At 67.7% G+C, this 20882-nt stretch carries 22 protein-coding genes; 7 read left to right on the plus strand and 15 right to left on the minus strand.

Going from position 1 to position 20882, the window contains the following annotated elements:
* The first annotated feature begins 9 nt into the window (after positions 1-9).
* Positions 10-213 carry a transcription antiterminator/RNA stability regulator CspE gene (cspE, locus tag JANGC3_RS31555; protein ID WP_010395943.1) on the plus strand — a complete coding sequence of 68 codons (204 nt, stop codon included), beginning with the start codon at positions 10-12 and terminating at the stop codon, positions 211-213.
* 74 nt (positions 214-287) lie between these two features.
* On the opposite strand, the gene icd is transcribed toward cspE, so the two are convergent.
* Entirely contained in the window at positions 288-1541 is a 1254-nt protein-coding gene (gene icd, locus JANGC3_RS0112635; protein WP_017876855.1) for an NADP-dependent isocitrate dehydrogenase, read from the minus strand.
* Between the two features lie 209 nt (positions 1542-1750).
* Here icd and JANGC3_RS0112640 point away from each other — a divergent pair, with 209 nt between their 5' ends.
* The 3 genes from JANGC3_RS0112640 to JANGC3_RS0112650 all read left to right on the plus strand — a co-directional run bounded on the left by JANGC3_RS0112640 (position 1751) and on the right by JANGC3_RS0112650 (position 3269).
* A complete protein-coding gene (locus tag JANGC3_RS0112640) occupies positions 1751-2314 on the plus strand; it encodes a pseudouridine synthase (protein WP_026132912.1) in 564 nt (187 codons plus the stop codon).
* Positions 2315-2456: 142 nt separating this feature from the next.
* Complete coding sequence (locus JANGC3_RS31560; RefSeq protein ID WP_081611843.1) at positions 2457-2678, plus strand: hypothetical protein; 222 nt, start codon at positions 2457-2459, stop codon at positions 2676-2678.
* A 141-nt stretch (positions 2679-2819) separates the two neighbouring features.
* The gene (locus JANGC3_RS0112650) at positions 2820-3269 is read left to right on the plus strand and encodes a DUF192 domain-containing protein (RefSeq protein ID WP_026132913.1); all 450 of its coding nucleotides are present in this window, start codon (positions 2820-2822) and stop codon (positions 3267-3269) included.
* 178 nt (positions 3270-3447) lie between these two features.
* Here the strand turns inward: JANGC3_RS0112650 and rpsT are convergent, their stop codons facing one another.
* Complete coding sequence (rpsT, locus tag JANGC3_RS31565) at positions 3448-3714, minus strand: 30S ribosomal protein S20 (RefSeq protein WP_081611844.1); 267 nt, start codon at positions 3712-3714, stop codon at positions 3448-3450.
* A gap of 283 nt (positions 3715-3997) precedes the next feature.
* Between rpsT and murJ the strand changes: the two genes are divergently transcribed.
* Positions 3998-5548: a murein biosynthesis integral membrane protein MurJ gene (murJ, locus tag JANGC3_RS0112655; RefSeq protein WP_017876859.1), complete on the plus strand. Its 1551-nt coding sequence runs from the start codon at positions 3998-4000 to the stop codon at positions 5546-5548.
* Positions 5549-5608: 60 nt separating this feature from the next.
* Here murJ and JANGC3_RS30820 read toward each other — a convergent pair whose 3' ends face one another.
* The 12 genes from JANGC3_RS30820 to gspG form a co-directional block, all read right to left on the minus strand.
* Complete coding sequence (locus JANGC3_RS30820; RefSeq protein WP_081611845.1) at positions 5609-6184, minus strand: FxDxF family PEP-CTERM protein; 576 nt, start codon at positions 6182-6184, stop codon at positions 5609-5611.
* Between the two features lie 136 nt (positions 6185-6320).
* Positions 6321-7013, minus strand: coding sequence for a type II secretion system protein (locus JANGC3_RS0112665; RefSeq protein ID WP_017876861.1), 693 nt, complete (start codon positions 7011-7013; stop codon positions 6321-6323).
* 4 nt (positions 7014-7017) lie between these two features.
* Positions 7018-7404 (minus strand): type II secretion system protein, encoded by a 387-nt coding sequence (locus JANGC3_RS0112670; RefSeq protein WP_017876862.1) that lies wholly within the window; start codon positions 7402-7404, stop codon positions 7018-7020.
* A gap of 28 nt (positions 7405-7432) precedes the next feature.
* Complete coding sequence (locus JANGC3_RS0112675) at positions 7433-7924, minus strand: type II secretion system protein (RefSeq protein ID WP_017876863.1); 492 nt, start codon at positions 7922-7924, stop codon at positions 7433-7435.
* Positions 7921-9996 (minus strand): secretin N-terminal domain-containing protein, encoded by a 2076-nt coding sequence (locus tag JANGC3_RS29210; RefSeq protein WP_081611846.1) that lies wholly within the window; start codon positions 9994-9996, stop codon positions 7921-7923. Before JANGC3_RS29210 ends, JANGC3_RS0112675 begins: the two co-directional genes overlap by 4 nt.
* Positions 9996-10553: a hypothetical protein gene (locus tag JANGC3_RS0112685; protein ID WP_017876864.1), complete on the minus strand. Its 558-nt coding sequence runs from the start codon at positions 10551-10553 to the stop codon at positions 9996-9998. Before JANGC3_RS0112685 ends, JANGC3_RS29210 begins: the two co-directional genes overlap by 1 nt.
* Entirely contained in the window at positions 10550-11134 is a 585-nt protein-coding gene (locus JANGC3_RS0112690) for a hypothetical protein (protein ID WP_017876865.1), read from the minus strand. The genes JANGC3_RS0112685 and JANGC3_RS0112690 overlap by 4 nt, the downstream gene beginning before the upstream one ends.
* Positions 11131-11673, minus strand: a complete 543-nt coding sequence (locus tag JANGC3_RS0112695; RefSeq protein WP_017876866.1) for a PilN domain-containing protein — start codon at positions 11671-11673, stop codon at positions 11131-11133. The genes JANGC3_RS0112690 and JANGC3_RS0112695 overlap by 4 nt, the downstream gene beginning before the upstream one ends.
* Positions 11670-12512: a hypothetical protein gene (locus JANGC3_RS29215; RefSeq protein WP_157406589.1), complete on the minus strand. Its 843-nt coding sequence runs from the start codon at positions 12510-12512 to the stop codon at positions 11670-11672. Before JANGC3_RS29215 ends, JANGC3_RS0112695 begins: the two co-directional genes overlap by 4 nt.
* The gene (locus tag JANGC3_RS0112705; protein WP_017876868.1) at positions 12505-14226 is read right to left on the minus strand and encodes a GspE/PulE family protein; all 1722 of its coding nucleotides are present in this window, start codon (positions 14224-14226) and stop codon (positions 12505-12507) included. Before JANGC3_RS0112705 ends, JANGC3_RS29215 begins: the two co-directional genes overlap by 8 nt.
* Complete coding sequence (locus JANGC3_RS0112710) at positions 14223-15419, minus strand: type II secretion system F family protein (RefSeq protein WP_017876869.1); 1197 nt, start codon at positions 15417-15419, stop codon at positions 14223-14225. Before JANGC3_RS0112710 ends, JANGC3_RS0112705 begins: the two co-directional genes overlap by 4 nt.
* 8 nt (positions 15420-15427) lie before the next feature.
* On the minus strand, positions 15428-15871 hold the full coding sequence (gene gspG, locus JANGC3_RS0112715; RefSeq protein WP_026132914.1) for a type II secretion system major pseudopilin GspG: 444 nt from the start codon (positions 15869-15871) through the stop codon (positions 15428-15430).
* A 406-nt stretch (positions 15872-16277) separates the two neighbouring features.
* Between gspG and JANGC3_RS33265 the strand changes: the two genes are divergently transcribed.
* Together JANGC3_RS33265 and JANGC3_RS34105 are read left to right on the plus strand one after the other, a co-directional pair.
* Entirely contained in the window at positions 16278-17018 is a 741-nt protein-coding gene (locus JANGC3_RS33265; RefSeq protein ID WP_017876871.1) for an NF038120 family PEP-CTERM protein, read from the plus strand.
* An 82-nt stretch (positions 17019-17100) separates the two neighbouring features.
* On the plus strand, positions 17101-20253 hold the full coding sequence (locus JANGC3_RS34105) for a S8 family serine peptidase (RefSeq protein WP_035787662.1): 3153 nt from the start codon (positions 17101-17103) through the stop codon (positions 20251-20253).
* Positions 20254-20374: 121 nt separating this feature from the next.
* Here JANGC3_RS34105 and JANGC3_RS29225 read toward each other — a convergent pair whose 3' ends face one another.
* On the minus strand, positions 20375-20836 hold the full coding sequence (locus JANGC3_RS29225) for a hypothetical protein (RefSeq protein ID WP_017876873.1): 462 nt from the start codon (positions 20834-20836) through the stop codon (positions 20375-20377).
* Between the last annotated feature and the right edge of the window lie 46 nt (positions 20837-20882).

The following is a 20882-nucleotide window of genomic DNA, read 5'->3' on the forward strand; positions in this document are numbered from 1 at the left end:
GTTCTTTTTATGGCAACAGGTACAGTTAAGTGGTTCAATGATTCCAAAGGTTTTGGCTTCATCACCCCAGATGATGGCGGCGAAGATTTGTTTGCTCATTTCTCCGCAATCAACATGAACGGTTTCAAGACCCTCAAAGAAGGTCAAAAAGTTCAGTTCGAAGTCACGCAAGGCCCTAAAGGCAAGCAAGCTTCCAACATCCAGGCAGCCTGATTTTTTATCAGCTCCAGGACGTGAAAAACCCCGCATGCGGGGTTTTTTTTCGTCCCTGCAAACCAGGCGGCGCCTTACATGTGCTCGACCATGACGTCGCCGAAACCGGAGCACGACACCTGGGTCGCGTCTTCCATCAGGCGGGCGAAATCGTAGGTGACGCGCTTGCAGGCGATCGACTTCTGCATCGACGAGATGATCAGGTCGGCCGCTTCCAGCCAGCCCATGTGGCGCAGCATCATTTCGGCCGACAGGATCAGCGAACCCGGGTTCACATAGTCCTTGCCGGCGTACTTCGGCGCGGTGCCGTGGGTCGCCTCGAACATCGCCACCGAGTCGGACAGGTTGGCGCCCGGCGCGATGCCGATGCCGCCGACCTGCGCCGCCAGGGCGTCGGAGATATAGTCGCCGTTCAAGTTCAGTGTGGCGATGACGCTGTACTCGGCCGGGCGCAACAGGATCTGTTGCAGGAAGGCGTCGGCGATCGAATCCTTGACGACGATGTCCTTGCCGGTCTTCGGGTTCTTGAACTTGCACCATGGCCCGCCGTCGACCAGCTCGGCGCCGAATTCCTTCTGCGCCAGCGCGTACGCCCAGTCGCGGAAGCCGCCTTCGGTGTACTTCATGATGTTGCCCTTGTGGACGATCGTCACCGACGGCTTGTCGTTGTCGACCGCGTACTGCAGCGCCTTGCGCACCAGGCGCTCGGTACCCTCGATCGAGACCGGCTTGATGCCCAGGCCGGAGGTTTCCGGGAAGCGGATCTTGGTGACGCCCATTTCCTTGATCAGGAAGTCCATCAGCTTCTTGGCGCCTTCCGAACCCTGCTGGTATTCGATACCGGCGTAGATGTCTTCGGAATTCTCGCGGAAGATCACCATATCGGTTTTTTCCGGCTCTTTCACCGGCGAAGGCACGCCCGTGAAGTAGCGCACCGGGCGCAGGCAGACGTACAGGTCGAGCTGCTGGCGCAGGGCGACGTTGAGCGAACGGATGCCGCCGCCAACCGGGGTCGTCAACGGCCCCTTGATCGAGACGACGTAGTCTTGCAGCACTTGCAGCGTTTCCTCCGGCAGCCACACGTCGGGACCGTAGACGTTGGTCGACTTTTCGCCGGCGTAGATTTCCATCCAGCTAATTTTGCGCTCGCCGCCGTAGGCCTTGGCCACCGCCGCGTCGACCACTTTCATCATGACGGGGCTGATATCGACGCCCGTGCCATCGCCTTCGATGTAGGGAATGATGGGATTGTGCGGTACATTCAGCGAAAAATCGGCGTTAACGGTGATTTTTTTGCCGTCAGCGGGTACAGTGATATGTTGATACATCGTGATCTCCGAAGTGTGCGCTGCAAGCGGTCGGTGACGGCGCTTGGTGACGCGATCTGCAATCTGAATTGTTACAAAAGACTACTTTGCGCTCCCAGTCTTCTATAAGACATAAGACAGGCGTTTCACATTATGCACTAGTATTTTACAAGCCGCCACGACTTTACACAGGCAGGTCCCGCCCTCCCCATTTTGCACCCGATACCCGCATGCCACTCATACTATTTAATAAGCCCTTCCAAGTGCTGTGCCAGTTCTCCCCCCAGCCGGAGCGCACCACGCTGGCCGACTACCTGAGCATTCCAAACATTTACCCGGCCGGCCGGCTCGACGCCGACAGCGAGGGCCTGATGCTGCTGACCGACGACGGCCGGCTGCAGCACGACATCAGCCACCCCGACCTGAAGCAGCCGAAAACCTACCTGGTGCAGGTCGACGGCGTGCCGGACGCGGCCACGCTGGCGCGCCTGCGCGCGCCGCTGAACCTGGGCGACTTCACCACCCAGGCGTGCCAGGCGGTGCAGATCGCCGAGCCGGAGTGGCTATGGCCGCGCACGCCGCCTATCCGCAGCCGCGTCGAGCTGCCCACCGCCTGGCTCGCCATCACCATCGAGGAGGGCAAGAACCGCCAAGTGCGGCGCATGACGGCGGCCGTCGGCCTGCCTACGCTGCGCCTGGTGCGCAGCGCGATCGGCGGCTTTACACTGGCCAGCCATCCTTTGATGCCGGGCGAATGGCGCGAGGTGCCGCCGGCGCAACTGCGGGCAAGCTAGCCCGCCTCCCCGGCGGCGGAAATAGTGTATATACGACGCGCTTTTTTTTCAAAAAGATGTCAACCGACAAGCTTTTGCCCGCGTTATTGACACAGATTCATGTGAATCTCGCCGTTCCCCAAACAAGCTAAAGGAATTCAACATGTCCAAAATCATCGCCGCTCTGGTTGCCTCCCTGTTTGCCGCTTCGGCCTTCGCCGCCGCCCCCGCCGCGTCGGTCGCAGCGTCGGCTTCGGCCGCCGCCTCGGCGCCAGCCGCATCGGCTGAAGCACCGGCACCGAAAGCAAAAAAAGTGAAAAAAGCGAAAAAAGCGAAAGCCATGGATTCGGCGTCGGCAAGCTCCGCTTCCGCATCGGCCAAGTAAGCATTTTGGCGTCGAAAAAGGCAGGCTGGTCCTGCCTTTTTTCACGCCCGCTTTTTCCACAGCGGCAAGCCGGCGATGCCGGCCTTGACGCCGGCGCCGCTCCCATGGCTTAATCGCCCTTCCGCCGCCCACTCGACTCCCATGAAAACTCTCCTGGCAATTTTGAGCGCGACCGCGCTGCTGGCCTCGGCCGGCGCAGCGACCGCGCAGAACCAAGCATTCGGCACCGCGCAATTATCGGCCGGCATGCACCTGATCCAGGCCGAAGTGGCCGCCTCCGACGCCCAACGCGAGCAGGGCCTGATGTTCCGCGACAAAATGGCCAACAACGCCGGCATGGTGTTCGTGTTCACCAGCCCGGCGACCCAATGCATGTGGATGAAGAACACGCTGCTGCCGCTGTCGGTCGCCTTCATCGACGCCGAGGGCAAGATCGTCAACATCGAGGACATGCAGCCGCAGACGCTCGACAGCCACTGCTCGAAAAAAGCCGTGCCGGTGCGCTACGCGCTGGAAATGAACCTGGGCTGGTTCAAGCAAAAGAACATCAAGCCGGGCACCGTCATCGGCAACCTGCCGCGCCTGCGCTAAGCGCGCGTCCAGACGCGAAAAAACCCGCGCGACGCGAGTCGGCGGGCTTTTTTCAGCGTGCCGCGCGCGCCACCAAAACGGCGGCCGGACGGCACGCAAGCCGGGCTACGCCATTCCTGCGAACGACGCGACCCGGCTTGCGAATGTTGCCGCCTGGGCGGCCCCACACAAACGGCGATTAAGCCGACAGTGCTTTCAAAGCGGCTGCCAGACGGCTCTTATGACGAGCTGCCTTGTTTTTGTGGATGATTTTCTTGTCAGCAATACGGTCGATCGTCGACACGGAAGCTTGGAAGATTGCAGCTGCTGCTGCTTTGTCGCCGCCTTGGATCGCTTTACGAACAGCTTTGATCGCTGTGCGCAAGGTCGAACGTTGGGACGAATTGTGTGCGTTCTGCTTAACTGCTTGACGAGCGCGTTTGCGCGCTTGTGCGGTATTTGCCATGGAATTTCCTAAAACAGGGTCAAAGTGCGTTTGCAAACATTAGTGTTTGCCAACCGGTGCGTTCTGTGCGTCTGCCGAACCATGTGTGCCAAACCAGTGCCTGTCAAACATTAGTGTCTGCGTAACAGAATTCTGTACAGCCTTCGATTATAGCGATCTTTTCAATCCGGGGCAAACCTAAAATCAGATTTATAGCCCCGGCGCACGTGAAACCGGCGCGTATCCGCTCTAAAATTCGCCGGCGCGACGACGCGCACTGTTGTGCCGGCTATAATATTGCCCCATGAACTTGCTCAAAACCCTCGCCGCCATCTCCAGCATGACCATGCTGTCCCGTGTCACCGGATTATTGCGTGAAAGCCTATTCGCCCGGGCCTTTGGCGCCGGCGCCTACACCGACGCCTTCATTGTCGCCTTCCGCATTCCCAACCTGCTGCGCCGCCTGTTCGCCGAGGGCGCCTTTTCGCAAGCGTTCGTGCCGATCCTGTCGGAGTACAAGGCCGAGCACGGCGCGCAGGCCAGCAAGCAACTGGCCGACCATGTCGCCACCACGCTGGTCTGGGCCACGCTGCTGGTGAGCGCGCTGGGCATCGTCGGCGCGCCGGCCTTCGTCTACCTGATCGCCACCGGCCTGGACGACAAACCGGGCGCCTTCGACGCGGCGGTCTGGATGACGCGCCTGATGTTCCCTTATATTAGTTGCATGTCCTTCGTCGCGCTGGCCGGCGGCATCCTCAACACCTGGCGCCAGTTCAAGATACCGGCCTTCACGCCGGTGCTGCTGAACCTGTCCTTCATCGCCGCCTCGCTGCTGCTGGCGCAGCACCTGGCCCAGCCGATCTACGCGATGGCGGTCGCCGTCTTCGTCGGCGGCCTGCTACAGGTGGCCATCCAGATTCCGGCGTTGATGAAGATCGGCATGCTGCCGCGCATCGCGCTCAATCCCGCCATCGGTCTGCGCGACGAGGGCGTCAAACGGGTGCTGAAAAAAATGGGGCCGGCGGTGTTCGCCGTCTCGGCCGCGCAAATCAGCCTGATGATCAACACCGGCATCGCCTCGCGGCTGGTCGAGGGCAGCATTTCCTGGCTGTCCTACGCCGACCGCCTGATGGAATTCCCCACCGCCATGCTGGGCGTCGCGCTGGGGACGATTTTGCTGCCCAGCCTGGCCAAGGCGAACAGCGACGGCGACGGCGACGAATATTCCGCGCTGCTGGACTGGGGCTTGCGCCTGACCTTCCTGCTGGCCCTGCCCGCCGCCGTCGGCATGGCGGCGCTGGCCGAACCCTTGATCGCCACGCTGTTCCATTACGGTCAATTCAGCGCGCTGGCGGTGTCCATGTCGACACAGCCGCTGGTCGCCTACAGCGCCGGGCTGATCGGCATCATTTTGGTCAAAACGCTGGCGCCGGCGTTTTACGCGCGGCAAGACATCCGCACGCCGGTGCGCATCGCGCTGGGCGTGCTGGTGGCGGTCCAGCTGATGAACCTGCTGTTCGTGCCCTACCTGGCCGTGGCCGGCCTGGCCCTGTCGATCGGCCTGGGCGCCTGCCTGAACGCCGCCCTGCTGTACCGCGGCCTGCGCCGGCGCGGCATCTACCAGCCCAAGCCGGGCTGGGGCAAATTCTACCTGCGCCTGACCGTGGCGCTGTGCGCGATGGGCACGGTGGCCGTGCAGGGCGCCGCCAGGATCGACTGGATCGCCCTGCAGGCCACGCCGCTGCTGCGCGGCGGCGCCCTGTTCCTGATCATCGCCGTGTGCGCGCTGTGCTACTTCGCCACGCTGCTGGCGATGGGCTTCCGCTTCCGCGACTTCAAGCGCAGCACGCGTTAAGGCGCGGCGCGGACGAAAAAAAACCCGCCGAGGCGGGTTTTTTTTCAAGCCAAGCAGCGCTTAAGCCGCTTTTTTGGCTTTGCGACGTGCGGCGAAACCGACCAGGCCCAAGCCCGCCAGCAGCATGCCGTAGGTTTCCGGCTCAGGTACGGCGCTGACGTTCAGCGTGCCGGCGTAGCTACCGTGCAGGTTACCGGTGACGTCGCCGATGACTTCCAGCGTGTAGTCGCCGGAGCCGATTGCCAACGAGCTGATGTTCCAGCCGCCGCCGGCGCCGGTGCCGGACACGACGATGTTGCCCAGCGCGTTCAGCAGATTGAAGGCGGTGATCTTGGCGCCATCGACTCTACCTTGGTTGGCGTAGAAACCAGCGTCCAGGTCACCAGCGGCGTTGACGTTGAACACGAAATGGTCGACAAAATGGGTGTTTTTGCCCCAGATGTCGTTGCCAAAAGGCGAAGACGAATCAATCAGGTTCAACTGGGTTGTAAAGGTCGGCACGGCCGCGTGGGCGCTTTGAGCCATGAAACCAGCGCCTGCGACCAACATTGCTGCCAAAATAGACTTAGTATTCATTTTCATAAATGATCCGCGGAAGTAAGGTGCCAAGCACCGGAGTTGGACTAAAAAACACATAATAATACGACATTACAAAAAGGAAAAGTATTATCTTAAGTTTAGTTTGGATTTCTTTTTGACAACTTTTTTAATGTCAAAAAAGAATCAGTGTTTTTAAATTCTTAACGGCAATGAAACAGCGAAACAGACCGCTTCAACGCTCTTCGCGCGCGCCTGGTGGCGGCTCCTGCGGCTCTTGTGGCTGCTCCTCTAGGGGTTCCGGCTGTTCGACTGGCTCGGCCGGCTCCGGCGGCAGCTGGTCCACCCTGGCGGCCTGTCGCGGCGTCGGGGCCAAGCCCGCCGGCGACGCCGGCGTGCCCGGCTGTTGTATTTGCGGAACAAGCGACGGTAATGGCGCGGCCGGCACGACCAGCGGCGCCGCGTCGGCCGCCGTGAATTTCCAGTCGGACAAACGGCTCTTGCCGGCGAACTGGGCGAAGCGCGCATCGAAATTGCCGACCTTGACCGGCTTGGCGTTCGACAGGCTGTAGACGCCGATGACGCCGCTGCCGCCGGGCTGGTACAGCAGGCCCCACTCGGCCCTGGCGGTGATCGGGTCGACGTAGAGCTTGCGCAAATGGCGCCGGATACCCGGATAGCGCGGGTCCTTCAGCAAGTCCTTCAGCGCGGCCGGCTGCGTCGGCTGGCCGGCCGGCGTCGCCAGCGCGTAACTGTGCAGGGCGTCGCCGAAGGCGGCGCCGATGTCGAGCAATTCCTGCTCGGCGGCGCTGCGCTGCAGCAGCGCGCCCATTTTCAAGCCGGCCGCCCCCACCAGGCCGATGATGGCGATCAGGATCACCAGCCCCAGGTAGGTGAAGCCTTGTTGGCGGCGCGGCACGGACGGCATCGCCCTACCAGTCGGCGTAGGGTTTGCCGGCGCGGTCGTTGCCCGGCGCGCCGCTGTGGATGTCGTGCACGTTGCCCTTGGCGTCGTCCTGTGGCGCGACCAGTATCCAGGTCGCGGTGCTGTCGGTGATCGGGTCGACCGGCAGCGCGCGCAGGTATTTTTTCTCCACCAGTTGCTCCAGCGAGTCCGGGTAGCGCCCGGTGTCGCCGTAGTACTGGTCGATGGTGGCGCGCAGATTGCGCAGGTTGTCGGCCAGGATGGTTTCCTTGGCCGCGTCGATGCTGGGAAAGTAGCGCGGTACCGCCAGCGTCAGCAGCAGCGCGACGATGGCCAGCACCACCAACAGTTCGATCAGCGTGAAGCCGGTGCCGGCGCGCTCGGTGGTTCTCATTGCGGCGTCTCCTGGTTCGGCCATGCCCTCACCACTGACGGTAGGGTACATCGTTCAGGCCGGTTTTGCCGGAACTCGAATAGACGTCGTACACGTCCTCGCCCTCGCGCGGCGCGTCGGCCTCGCTAGCGTAACTGCGCTTGCCCCAGGTTTGCGCGTCGCTCAGCGCCGGGTCGGCGTTGAACGGGTCGCGCGGCACGCGGCGCAGGAAGAACACCTTGCTGCGCTTCGGGTTGCGCTGGTCGGCCACGCCCTCGACCAGCAGCTCCAGGGACTTCGGATAACCGCTGCCGGCCAGCGTTTTGGCGACGCGGCCCTCGTCGTAGGCGCGCTTGTAGGCGTCGATGCCCTGGCGGATCTCGCGCAGCGAGCGGCGCAGCTCCTGCTCGTTGCGGCGTTGCAGCGTCACCTGCGCGGCCGGCACCACCAGGGTGCCGAGCACGCCGAGGATCGCCAGCGTCACCAGCAATTCGATCAGCGTGAAGCCGGCGCCCGGGCCGCGCGCGCGCGCGCGCGTCATCGCGGCGTCGACGGCGCTTGCACCGGCACCGGCTGGCCGGACGACATCGGCGGCGGCGCCGACTGCAGCGGCCGCGGCTGGCTGGCCGACAACGGTATCGCCGTCGTCGCGGCCGCCTCCGGCGCGCCGTCGGCCGGCTCGGCCTGGGCCGGCGGCGGCGGCGCCATCATCGGCGTCACCGGCGCCGCCGGCGCCTGCGGCGGCGCGGCCTGCAACTGCCCCGGCTGGCCCGGCGGGCGCACCATCACCATGCCCGGCAATTGGGTCGGCGCCTTCACGCTCAGGTCGGGGCGGCGCCGGAAGCTGCCCTCGGTGCCGGCGGAAAACTCCGACGCCTGCGCCTCGGGACGCTGGATGTTGCGCACCAGCCGCGGCGTAATCGACAGCACGATTTCGGTTTTCTGGCGGTCGTCCTTGGTGCTGCCGAACAGGCGCCCGAGCAGCGGAATGTCGCCGAAGCCGGGCACCTTGCTGCCGGAACTGCGGTCTTCGTTGTTGATCAGCCCCGCCAGCACCTGGTTCTCGCCGTCCTTCAGCTGCAACATGGTGGAGGCCTGGCGCGTGCCGATCTGGTAGGCCACGGTGCCGGTCTTGGTGGTCATCTGGCTGACCAGGTTGCTGACCTCGAGCGAGATGCGGATCGCCACCTCGTTGTTGAGGTAGATGGTCGGCTCGGCGTTCAGCGTCAGGCCGACGTCGACGTAGCTGACCGACTCGGAGGCGAAGCCGCCGGTGCCGGGCGAGATGGTGGTGGTGATCACCGGCACCTTGTCGCCGATCAGCACCTTGGCCTTTTCCTTGTTGCGCACGCGGATGCGCGGGTTGGCCAGGATGTTGGTGTCGCCGTCGGTCTTGTTGGCGTTGAGCCGGGCGGTCAGGTCGGAAATGCCGATGCTGCGCTGGTTCAGGTTGTTCAAGTCGTTCAGCGTCAGCGTCTGGCCGCCGGAGGTGCTCAGCGGCGACAGGCTGATGCCGGTCGGCCAGGCCACGCCCAACTCCATCAGGCGGCTGCGCTTGATTTCCAGGATCTCGACCTCGAGCATGACCTCCGGCTCGGGGATGTCTTGCAGGTTGACCAGGCGCTCGGCCAGGCGGATCGCCTCGGGGCTGTCGCGCACGATCACCAGGTTGAGCTTTTCGTCGACCACCACGTCGCGCGTCTTCAGGATGGTTTTCAGGGTGTTGGCGATCTGCTTGGCGTCGGCGTTGGCCAGGAAGAAGGTCTTGACCACCATTTCCTGGTATTCCTTGAGCTTGAGCGCGACGTTCGGGTAGATCAGGATGGTGTTGGCGTCCATCACCTGCTGCTCGAGCTGGTTGGTCATCAGCAGGAAGTAGACGGCCGACTCGACCGTGCTGTTCTTCAGGAAGATCGAGGCCTTGGCGTCGGTCTTGACGTCCTTGTCGAAGATGAAGTTCAGGCCGGAGCGGCGCGCGATCACCTCGAACACCTGCTTTAGCGGGGCGTCGCGGAACTCGATCGAGATCGGCTGCTTGAAGGCGCGCGCCAGGCCGGTCTCGGCCAGCGGCTGCGCCGTCTTGTCGCCGATCTCGCGCAGCAGCGCGCGCGCGCCCGCGTGGTCGGGACGCTCGCCGAGGATGGCGCCGAGTTTGCCGCGGGCCGGCTCGTAGAGTTTGTTCTCGACGGCGCCGGCGGCCTCGGCCAGCATCTGTTCGTGCCGCGCCGCCGCCTCGAGGGTGCGTAAACCGGCGCGGCCGCGTTCGTTCTGCGGCTCCAACGCCAGCACCCGCCGCAGCGCCGCGGCGGCCTGTTCGGGCCGGGCCGGGCCGGCCCGTTCGGCCAGCTCGAGCTGCTGCGCGACGGCGCGCTCGCGCGCGCCCAGGTAGGCCGCCTTGTAGCGGGCGTTGCCCGGCTCGCGCGCCATGGCGTCCTGGAATTTCAGCAGGCCGGCGTCGACCTGGTCCTTGGCGACCAGCTCGTTGCCGTCGCGGTAGGCCAGCTGCGCCGCGCAGCCGCCCAGCGCCAGCAACAGCGCCGCCAGCGCCAGCCGGGCCGGGCGGGCCGGCGCGGCGGCGCGGCCGGCCGGGGACATCGTGGGGTGACTTGACATCAGTCGGGTACTCCAATGTTGAGCTGTTGAACCTGGTTCAACGGCAAATAAGTGAGCGTCATGAACGGCGGCGCGATGTTGTCGACCCGGTACTGGCCGTCGACCACGGTTTTGATGCGCACGACATAGGTTTTGTCGGCGCGCGCCAGGAACACTTCCCAGCTGCCCTCGCCGACGGCCTTGCCGATGACGGTGAACGGTAGCGGCGGCGCGCTCGGCGGCGGCGGCGGCGCCGCCAGCACCACCGGTTTGGGCGGCGGCGGCGTCCAGTCCTGGCTCAGGAAGGGCGCGGCGGCGCCGCCGAATTCGCCGGGCTCGCCGGAATTGCCGACCAGTTCGGCGCGCGGGCGCAGCGCCAGGACCAGCGGTTCGCCGGCGGCTGCTGCTGCGGCGGCGGCTGCTGCGGCGGCGCGACGGCGCGCGGCTGGCGCCGCCGCCGGCGCGGCGCCGCGCACCACCGCCTCGGCCACGCCGGCGTCCGGGCGGTTGTCGCCGAACGCCAGCAACGCGGCGGCGCCGACCAGCGCCGCCGCCAGCGCCAGTTGGCGCGGCGTCACGGCGCCACCGCCGCGTCCGTATCCTTCAGGTAGAACGTCAGGCGCAGGCGCGCCTCCGGCGCCGGGTCGGCGATCAGCTCGCGCTTGAAGTTGATCTCGTCGAGCGAGGCGAACGGCACCGTCAGCAGCAGCTGCAGGCAGAATTGCCAGATCGCCCGGTACGGCCCCTTCACCGGCAGCAGCACCTGGTAGGTGTGGACGCCGCTGGCGCGCTCGTAAGCGAACTTGTATTCGCCGTGGCTCAGCGTCAGGCCAGCCTTGGCGGCCAGCGCGAACAGCGTGCCGACCTGTTGCTCGGCGTAGCGGCGCTGGCCCAGGTTGTCGTAGAACAGCGCCAGGTTCTGCTTGGCGCTGGCCGGAACGGGCGCTAACGCCAGCGCCGGCGGCGCGGCCCGGACGGCGGTGGCGCGCGCGACGGCGGCGGCGTCGAGCCGGGCCAGCGCGGCGCGCTGCTGCCAGGCCCAGCCCGAGGCCGCCACGCCCAGCAGGCACAGCGCGGCGACGCCGCCGGCGAGCGCTCCGAGGCGGCGCAGGCGCAGGCGCGCGCCCAGCAAAGCGGCGGCGAAGTCAGGCGCCGTCATCGGGCCGCCCAGTGCGCTTCGAGCTGGAAGCGGATCGGTTTGTTCGGGTCTTGTTCATTGATTTCATGGCGGGTCAGCGCGACCCCGGTAAACAACTCCTGGCGCTTGAGTTCTTCGATATAGGCGATCATCTGTTCGCTGGTCTTGGCTTCGGCGCCCAACTTGAGCACGCGCTTGGCGGCGTCCGGTTCCAGCGTCAGCAGCGCCACCGTCGCCGGCGTGGCCGCCGCGACCGCGTCCTGCAGCTCGCGCCACGGCAGGTTCAATTGCAGCACGGCGGCGTTGACGGCGGCCGCGCGCGCCGGCGCGATCAGCGTCGGCGCCGGCGGCGCCGGCCGGCCCAGGCGCGCGCTGCGCCGCGCCAGCGCCTCGGCGTCGGCGAGGCGCGCGCGCCCGGCCTCGCGCGCCTCGAGGCCGGCCAGCGTCGCGCCGACGCACAGCGCCAGCCCGAGCGCGGCGCCGGCCCACAGCGCCGGATGCAGGTGGAACAGCGTGCGGCGCAGGCTGGGCGCGGCGAAATCGATCCGCAGGCGCGTCATCCGCGCACCCCGCAGCCGGCCAGCGCGACGGCCGCCGAACAGGCGGCGGCGCCGCCCGGCGCGGCCGGCTCCAGCAGCGCCACGGCCAGGGCGCCGCCGGCGAGGGGCTGGGCCGGCGGCCGGCCCCACGCCGGCGGCGCCGCGCCGCACACTTGCAGCAGCGTCGGCGCGGCCAAGTTCAGCAGCAAGGCTTCGCGCGCCAGCGTCTGCCCCAGCCAGTAATGCTCGGCGCCGTGCGGCACCGGCAGCGTGCGCACCGCGCGCAGGCGGGCGCCGTCGACGGCGCCTATGCTCAGCAGTTGCCGGTGCAGCAGGGCGAACCAGGCGCCCGGCGCCAGCGCGCCCTGCCAGCGGTTCCAGGCGGCGATGAAATGCGGCACCACGGCGACGATGGCCAGGCCGTGCGCGCCGGCCACGCTGTCGAGCCGGGCCAGCAGCGGCCCCGGCGCGGCGGCGTAAAACGGCGCGCGCGCCTGCCAGTCGGCGCCGACGCGCCAGCCGTCCAGCGGCTCGCCGTACAAGGCCTGGAAGCGCATCGCGGCGGCGGCGTCGAGGTCGGCCGGGCGGCTCGCGCCCGGCGGCGGCGCCACCTGCCACAGGCGGGTCAACTCGTCGTCGAGCACCACGCTGGCCGGCCAGCCGGCGTAGCCGCCGCCGGCCAGCAGTTGTTCCAGCGCCGCGCCGATGGCGCCGACCGCGTCGGCGCCGTCGGCGGCCGGCGCGCACGCGCACTCGGCCAGCACGGCCAGCGCCGGCCCGTGCCAGCGGCTGCTGCGCAGCAGGCTGACCGCCTCGCGCGAGACGCCGATGCGCAACGCTTGTCCCAGGCCCCTACGCATGCAATGTCACCCGTTTGATCTCCGTTAATGTGGTGGCGCCGCGCTTGACCAGTTCCAGCGCCGCCAGGCGCAGGCTGCGGGTGCCGTTGTCGTAGGCCGCCGCCTTGATCTGGCGGATCGGCCGCTTGTCGACGATCATCTCGCGGATTTCGTCGTTCAGCGTGAGGATCTCGGCGATCGAGCGGCGCCCCTTGTAGCCGGTGCCGCGGCAGTCGCCGCAGCCCTTGCCCTGCATGAACTGGAAGTCGTAGACGTCGGCCCGGCTCAGGCCGACCCCGGCCAGTTCCTGTTCGCCCGGCGTGTACGGCGCCGCGCAGTGCGGGCAGTTGGTGCGGATTAGGCGCTGCGCCCAGATGCCGTTGAGCGCCGAGACGAAGGCGTAGGGGTCGATGCCCATGTGGGTGAAGCGGCCGAAGACGTCGAAGACGTTGTTGGCGTGCACCGTCGTCAGCACCAGGTGGCCCGTCAACGCCGACTGCACCGCGATCTCGGCGGTCTCGCGGTCGCGGATTTCGCCGACCATGATTTTGTCGGGGTCGTGCCGCAGGATCGAGCGCAGGCCCTTGGCGAAGGTCAGGCCCTTTTTTTCGTTGACCGGGATTTGCAGGATGCCGGGCAGCTGGTATTCGACCGGGTCTTCGATGGTAATGATCTTTTCGCGGCCGTTGTGGATTTCCGTCAGCGCCGCGTACAGCGTGGTGGTCTTGCCCGAGCCGGTCGGCCCGGTCACCAGCAGCATGCCGTAGGCTTCCTGCGCCAGCGTGCGCAGCGACACCAGCGAGGGCGCGTCGAAGCCGAGCGCCTCCAGCGTCAGCGCGCCGTAGGCCTCGATCATGGCGCGCTTGTCGAGGATGCGGATGACCGCGTCTTCGCCGTGGATACTGGGCATGATCGAGACGCGCAAGTCGATTTCGCGCCCGCCCGCCTCGACCCGGAAGCTGCCGTCCTGCGGCACGCGGCGCTCGGCGATGTCGAGTTCGGCCAGCACCTTCAGGCGCGAGATCACGCGCTCGGCCAGCTCGGCGCCGTTGACCGCGGTGGCGTGGTCGAGCACGCCGTCGACGCGGTATTTGACGGCCAGGCCGCCGGCCGTGCTCTCCAGGTGGATGTCGGAGGCGCCGGCCTTGAGGGCGTCGTACAGCGTCGAGTTGACCAGCTTGACGGCCGGGCTGCCGGCCTCGGAGACCGAGGCGAACGACAGCACGGCGGCGGTCTTGCCGTCGCGCCGGCCGTCGGCGGCGCCGGGCGCCAGCGTGTCGACGGCGCGCGCCGACTCCTCCTGCTTGGACAGGTAGGCCTGGATGTCGGACTGCAGCGCCAGGCGGATCTGCAGCGGCGCGTGGGCCGAGCAGCGCGCCCGCGCCCCCAGCCAGGTTTGCAGGTCGAGGTCGAACGGGTCGGCCACCACGCCGAGCACCTGGCCGTCGCCGGCGCGCAGCAGCACGCTGCGGCGCGCCAGCGCCTGCGCCAGCGGCAGCAGGTCGAAGGCCGGCGCGAACGCCAGCATGTCGACCGTCTCCAGCACGGCCAGGCCGAACGGCAGCGCCAGCGCGCGCACCACCAGGCGCGGCTCCAGCCCGCTCAGCGCTTCGAGTTCCTCGACCAGCGAGCGTTTCGACAGCTCGCCGAGGGCGCGCGCGCGCAGCAGCAGCGCCGGCTCCAGCGCGCCGTGGATGGCGGCCGCGGCGGTTGGAATGGTGGCGTTGGCGCTCATGAAATGTCTCCGGCCAGGTCGAAAATAGGCATGTACAACAGCACCACGATGGCGCCCACCACCAGCCCGATAGCGGCCATCAGCAGCGGCTCGAAGGTGCGCGTGAAGCGGTCGATCCAGCGGCTGATCTCGCCGTCGTAAAAGGCCGCCGACTGGGTCAGCATCGGCCCCATGTCGCCGGTGCGCTCGCCGACGCGCAGCATGCGCAGCGAAATCGGCGTGGTCAGGCCGTTCTGCTCGAACGCAGTGGACAGCGGCAGGCCGGCCTCGACGCCGGCGCGCGCCGCCACCAGCGCGCGTTGCAGCGCCGGCGAGACCATGCCGCGCACCGTCGAGATGGCTTGGACGATGGTGACGCCGCCCTCGGAGAGCATGCCCAGCGTCAGGTACAGGCGCGACAGCTCGTAGACGCGCACGCGCTCGCCGATGCCGGGCAGCTTCGCCAGCAGGCGCGCGACGCCGCCGTTGCCGGCGACGCGGCGCCAGCCCCAGCCCAGCGCCGCGGCCAGCCCGCCCAGGCCGGCCAGCAGCAAGCCGGTGTGGGCGCCGGCGAACTGGCCCCAACCGAGCATCATTTGCGACATCCACGGCAGGTTGCGCCCGGCGCCCTGGTAGACCTCGGCGAAGCGCGGCACCACGTAGGTGATCAGGAAACCGCTGACGCCGCCGCCGACGGCCAGCAGGATGCACGGATAGATGGCGGCGCTGACGATCTTGGCGCGCACCAGGTCGATGCGCTGCTGGTAGTCGATGAAGCGGCCCAGCGCGCGCGGCAGGTCGCTGGTGCCCTCGGCCGCCTTGACGATGCCGGTGTACAGCGGCGGGAACAGTTCGGGTTGCTCGGCCAGCACGGCCGACAGGCGCTTGCCCTCGCGCAGGCCGCCGAGCATGCGCTCGAGCACGCCGCGGGTGGCCGGGTTGGCCTCTTTTTCCAGCAGCGCCTCAAGCGCCTCGACGATGCCCAGGCCGGCCGTCAGCAGCGCCAGCAATTCCTGGCTGAACAGCACCAGCGGCAGCGCCCGGCCGGACTTGCGCGCGCCGGCGCCGAACGCCGCGCCGGCCAGCGGCCGGATGGCGCCGACGAACAGGCCGCGCGCCTCGACCTGGCGGCGGGCGTCGGCCTCGTCGGTGGCGTCCAGCACCAGCTTCGCCACGGCCTGGCCCGGCGCCAGCGCGCGTACCTCAAAACGCACGGCCGCCCTTACTGCGAGCTGATGTCGGCGGCTTCGCCGCTGCCGCCGGGCTGGCCGTCCTTGCCGGTCGAGACGATGTCATACTCGCCCTTGGCGCCCGGCGAACGGTAGGCGTACGGGTGGCCCCACGGGTCTTGCGGCACGGCCTTTTTCAGGTACGGCCCGTTCCATTTGGCGCCGGCGCTGGCCGGCGCGGCCAGCAGCGCGGCCAGGCCCTCGTCGGTGTTCGGGTAGCGGCCGACGTCGAGCCGGTAGGTGTCGAGCGACTTCTCGAACGACTCGATCTGCGCCTTGGCCACGGTCACTTCCGACTTGCCCAGTTGGGCGAAGTACTTCGGCCCGACATAGGCCGCCAGCAAGCCGATAATGACGATCACAACGAGCAACTCCAACAGCGTGAAGCCACCCGCGCCGCGCCGCCCGCCCCTGCCTTGCTTCCGTGCTGCATGCATCCGTTCGACTCCTCAACTCACCACGTAAACAGCCGCCGCCGAACGGCCGGGGCGGTTCGACAAAAAAGCGGTTTTGGGGTGCAAGGCTACCATGCCGATTACCGGAACGACAATGTTTTATTTTCCGGCGCGGCCGGGCGTGGCGCGAACCTTACGTTTTCGCAAAGCCGTGACATATTTTCAACATCCGAGTCGGTAACTATTGGTTAAATTTTAATAGCAGTGAGCAAACTTTATTTGCTTTTGTTATGTAACTAGCAAATATAGAACGTTTGAAAATATTTCATGCCATTTATGCATTTTGCTATAGTCGTCGGACCCCGACTGTTGTCCGGGTGTCATCGCAAGTTCAGGTAAAAAAACGCAAAAGCATATTTGCACAACCATCGCTAGCAAGGGAAGATTCATGACACGCACCGCTCTGTTTGACACGCCATTCCGCCGCTCCGCCGTCGGCGCCGCGCTCGCCGCCACGCTGCTGACGGCGGCACTGCCGGCGGCGCACGCCGACGTGCTCGACTTCGAAGGCTACGCCAACGTCCAGCTCGGCCACAACCAGCAACTGACATACGGCAACTTCGTGCTGACCGGCTATTCGAACGACCCCGACGCCTGGGACGGCGACGCCGCCGGTGTCGTGGTGGAGGGCGCCGACCCCGGCGTGTGCGTCAACCTGGCTTGCCCGACCAACGGCAGCGGCAACTACTACGCCGGCCTGAACGACAGTGTCCTGTTCATGAGCAGCGCCCACGCCGGCCAGAGACTGCGCGTGAGCGGCTTCGACGCCAGCTTCATCGGCTCGGTTGCCGGCGCCACCTACCCGGCGCTGGCCGGCTTCCTGCGCGTGCAGGGCTTCTACGCCGGCGGCGGCTCGTTCTACGAGGACTACCTGTTCCCGGGCGGCGCCCACGGCTTCGGCTTCCAGCACTTCACCGCCAGCGCCGCGTTCGCCGGCAAGGAATTCGCCGAAGTCGCCTTCTTCGGCTTCAACTGCGGCGCCACCGGCGCGTGCTCTGCGTTCAACAGCAACAAGGGCCAATTCGCGCTGGACAACGTGATCGCCTCGGTGCCGGAACCGTCCAGCGCGCTGATGCTGATGCTCGGCCTGGGCGCGCTGGCCGCGTTCGCGCGCCGCCGCCGCGCCTGAGCCGGTCCGGTCCGATCCGAACCGCGTTGAACCGCGTTGCGTTGAAGCGCGGCGCCCCACCCTATTCCAGGAATTATTCAAGATGAAATTACGTCCCGTATTGCGTCCCGTCTCCCTCGCCGTGCTGGCGCTGCTGTCGAGCCTGAGCTTCGCCGCCGCCGCCGACGACATCCGTCGTCCCTACATCGTGCAACTGGCCGACCAGCCGGTGGCCTCCTACGCCGGCGGCGTCACCGGCCTGAACGCGACCCAGCCCGCCAACGGCGCCCGCCTCGACCTGGCCAGCGACGACGTCCAGCGCTACTCCGAGTATCTGAGCGCCAAGCAGAGCGACGTCCAGGCGATCATCGCCAACGCCCCGGTACACCACCAGTACACGGTGGTCATGAACGGCTTCGCCGCGCTGCTGACCGACGCCGAAGTGCGCCAGTTGAAAGCCAGCGGCGCCGTCGCCAGCATCGCCGCCGACGTGCCGAACCGCCTGCAGACCAGCTACACCCCGCGCTTCCTCGGCCTCGACCTGCCGGGCGGGCTGTGGAGCCAGCTGGGCGGCCTGGCCGGCGCCGGCGAAGACATCATCATCGGCATCGTCGACGGCGGCGTCTGGCCGGAAAACCCGTCCTACGCCGACCGCGTCGACGCCAACGGCGCGCCGACGTTCGACCCGAGCGGCACGCTGGCCTACGGCCCGGCGCCGGAACGCTGGAAGGGCGACTGCCAGACCGGCGAGGGGTTCACGAGCAGCCATTGCAACAACAAACTGATCGGCGCGCAATATTTCAACGCCAGCCGCCTGACCGACACCGCGCGCGTCCCGCACTGGTCGGAATTCGTCTCGCCGCGCGACTCGATCGGCAGCGTCAACGGCCAGGGCGGCCACGGCACCCACGTCTCGAGCACCGCCGGCGGCAACGCCGGGGTCCAGGCGACGATCAACGGCAACCCGCTCGGCGCCACCTCCGGCATGGCGCCGCGCGCCCGCCTGGCGACCTACAAAACCTGCTGGTCGTTCAACGACCCGAGCGAGGCGACCGGCGCGAAGAACACCTGCTGGAGCGGCGACAACGTGGCGGCGATTGAAAAAGCCGTCAAGGACGGCGTCCACGTGATCAACTATTCGATCAGCGGCGGCAGCGCCATCAACGACCCGGTCGAACAAGCCTTCCTGCACGCCTCCAACGCCGGCGTGTTCGTCGCCGTCTCGGCCGGCAACGCCGGCCCGGCCAACAGCGTGGCCCACGTCAGCCCGTGGCTGACCACGGTGGCCGCGTCGACCCACAACCGCTACGGCGAAGCGAGCATCCTGCTTGCCAACGGCCAGCGCTACACCGGCGGCTCGATGACCGGCAAGGCGCTGCCGAACAGCCCGATGATCCGCGCCGAAGACGCCGGCCTGGCCGGCGCCGACGCCGGCAGGCTGGCGCTGTGCTACAGCGCCGCGGCCAACGGCCAGGTGGCGCTGCTCGACCCGGCCAAGGTGGCCGGCAAGATCGTCACCTGCACCCGCGGCAGCAACGGCCGCACCGACAAGAGCCAGGCGGTGCAGGACGCCGGCGGCGTCGGCATGGTCTTGGTCGACAACGGCGCCGGCCTGGCGGCCGACGTCCACGTCGTCCCGAGCGTGCACGTGAGCGCCGCCGACGGCGCGCTGATCCGCAGCTACGCCCAGAGCGCCGGCGCGCTCGGCGCGATTTCCAAATTCGTCGTCGTGCCCGGCCCGCTGCCGGCGCCGGTGGTGGCCAACTTCTCCTCGCGCGGCCCGAACCGCTACGATCCGAACACGCTCAAACCGGACGTCGCCGCGCCCGGCGTCGACATCCTGGCCGGCCTGACGCCGGCCCTGTCGAAGGAACAGCAGGCCGCCGTCATCAGCGGCGCCCTGGTGCCGCCACCGTTCTGGGGCCTGTACCAGGGCACCTCGATGGCCAGCCCGCACGTGGCCGGCCTGGCGGCCCTGTTGCGCCAGGCCCATCCAACCTGGAGCCCGGCGGCGATCAAGTCGGCCCTGATGACCACCGGCAGCGCCACTCTGGCCGACAACCAGGCCGGCGACCTGCGCGGCGTGCTGCCGTTCGCCCAGGGCGCCGGCCAGATCACGCCGAACAAGGCCACCGACCCCGGCCTGGTGTACGACGCCAGCCTGCTCGACTACAAGAAATACATGTGCGGCGCCGGCATGGCCGGCGAATGCGCCACCGGCAGCATGCCCGGCTACAACCTGAACCTGCCGTCCATCAGCGTCGGCAACGTGCTGGGCGCGCAAACGGTCAGCCGCCGCGTCACCAACGTCGGCGCCACCGCCGCCACCTACACGGCGGCGGCCTCGATCACCGGCTACAATATCGCGGTGAATCCGCCCAGCCTGACCCTGGCGCCGGGCGAAACCAAGTCGTTCGACGTGACGCTGACGCGCACCAACGCCGCCGACAACGTCTGGCAGTACGGCGCCCTGGTGTGGAGCGACGGCGTGCACAACGTGCGCAGCCCGGTCATCGCACGCTCCGGCCGCTCGGTGATCGCACCGGTGCTGGTGGAGTCCGAAAAAACCGGCGCCACCCGCCTGCTGTCGCTGTCGACCGGCTTCACCGGTCGGCTGGGCACGGCGAGCGGCGGCCTGAAAGCGGTCAGCCGCAGCGCGCAAAGCGTGCCGCAGGCCGTCGACGGCACCGTCAACAGCCTGGAAGACGCGGCGGCGCTGTGCCGCGCCGGCGGTATCGGCGCGCGCTTGACGTCGTTGAACGTGCCGGCCAACAGCATGGCGCTGCGGGTGGAAACCTTCGACCGCGACACCAACGGCGGCGGCGGCCACGACCTCGACCTGATCGTCCTGAACGGCAGCGGCGCCATCGCCGGCTCCAGCCTGCACGACGGTTCCAACGAATCGGTGACGCTGGTCACGCCGGCCGCCGGCGCCTACAAGGCTTGCGTCATCGGCTACGCGGCCGCCAACGGCGCCTCGACCGACTTCACCCTGTCCACCGCGGTGGTGGGCAGGGCCGACGTCGGCGGCAACCTGCGCGTAGCGGTACCGAGCAAGGTCTACGCGGCCGGCAGCGCCACCGCGACGCTCAGCTGGTCGGGCCTGCCGAGCGGCGAGCGCTACCTGGGCGCGGTGCAGTTCGTCGACCCGAGCGGCGCGACGGCGGCGACCACGCTGCTGTCGGTGGAAACCAACAATCCGCTGCCGCTGGCGCTGACGCCGGAGCGCGCACCGAAAGGCGACCGCGGCCTGTAAGGCTGGCATGGCAGGCCGGTCCGCCCGGACCGGCTTGAAAAAAAAAGGCTGCGCGCTGAAAAGCCCGCGGCTTTTTTTCCATGCCGGCCGGCCGCGCCGGCCGCCTCAGTCGCTCAGTCGTTCAGTCGGCAAAGCGCTCGGCCGGCCCGCGCAGCGCGCAGGCGCGCTGTGCCGCGCCGACGGCTACGCGGCACAGCGCTCCCGGGTCCTCGACCAGGCGGCAATCGGACAACAACGGGGAAGCGACGTTCTCGGCCTCGCGCTGGGCCCGGTAGCGCGCCGCCAGCGCCAGCAGCGCGCCCTCGCGCGTGGCCGCGCTCGACCAGGCCAGGTAGGCCTCCGGGCCGCCGCAGGCTTTCGCCCCCAGCGCCAGGGTATGGCACTGGGTCGACGCGCCGCAGGGCGCGGCGCCGACCATGGCGCGGATCTGCCGCAGGGTGTCTTGGGCGTGCGCCGCCGGCACCGCGGGCGGGGCGGACGTGGTGGCGCCGCAGGCGGCGCAGCCGAGCAGGAATAGAATGGAGAAACGGTGCATGGCAATGGCGGCGGCGCGCGCCGGGAAATTGGGGGACCGGGCCATCATGGCCCCACCTCCCGGCGCCGTCAAGCGCCCGTCGCGACGGGCGCCG

The sequence above is a fragment of the Janthinobacterium sp. CG3 genome, from assembly GCF_000344615.1.
Classification (GTDB): domain Bacteria; phylum Pseudomonadota; class Gammaproteobacteria; order Burkholderiales; family Burkholderiaceae_D; genus Janthinobacterium.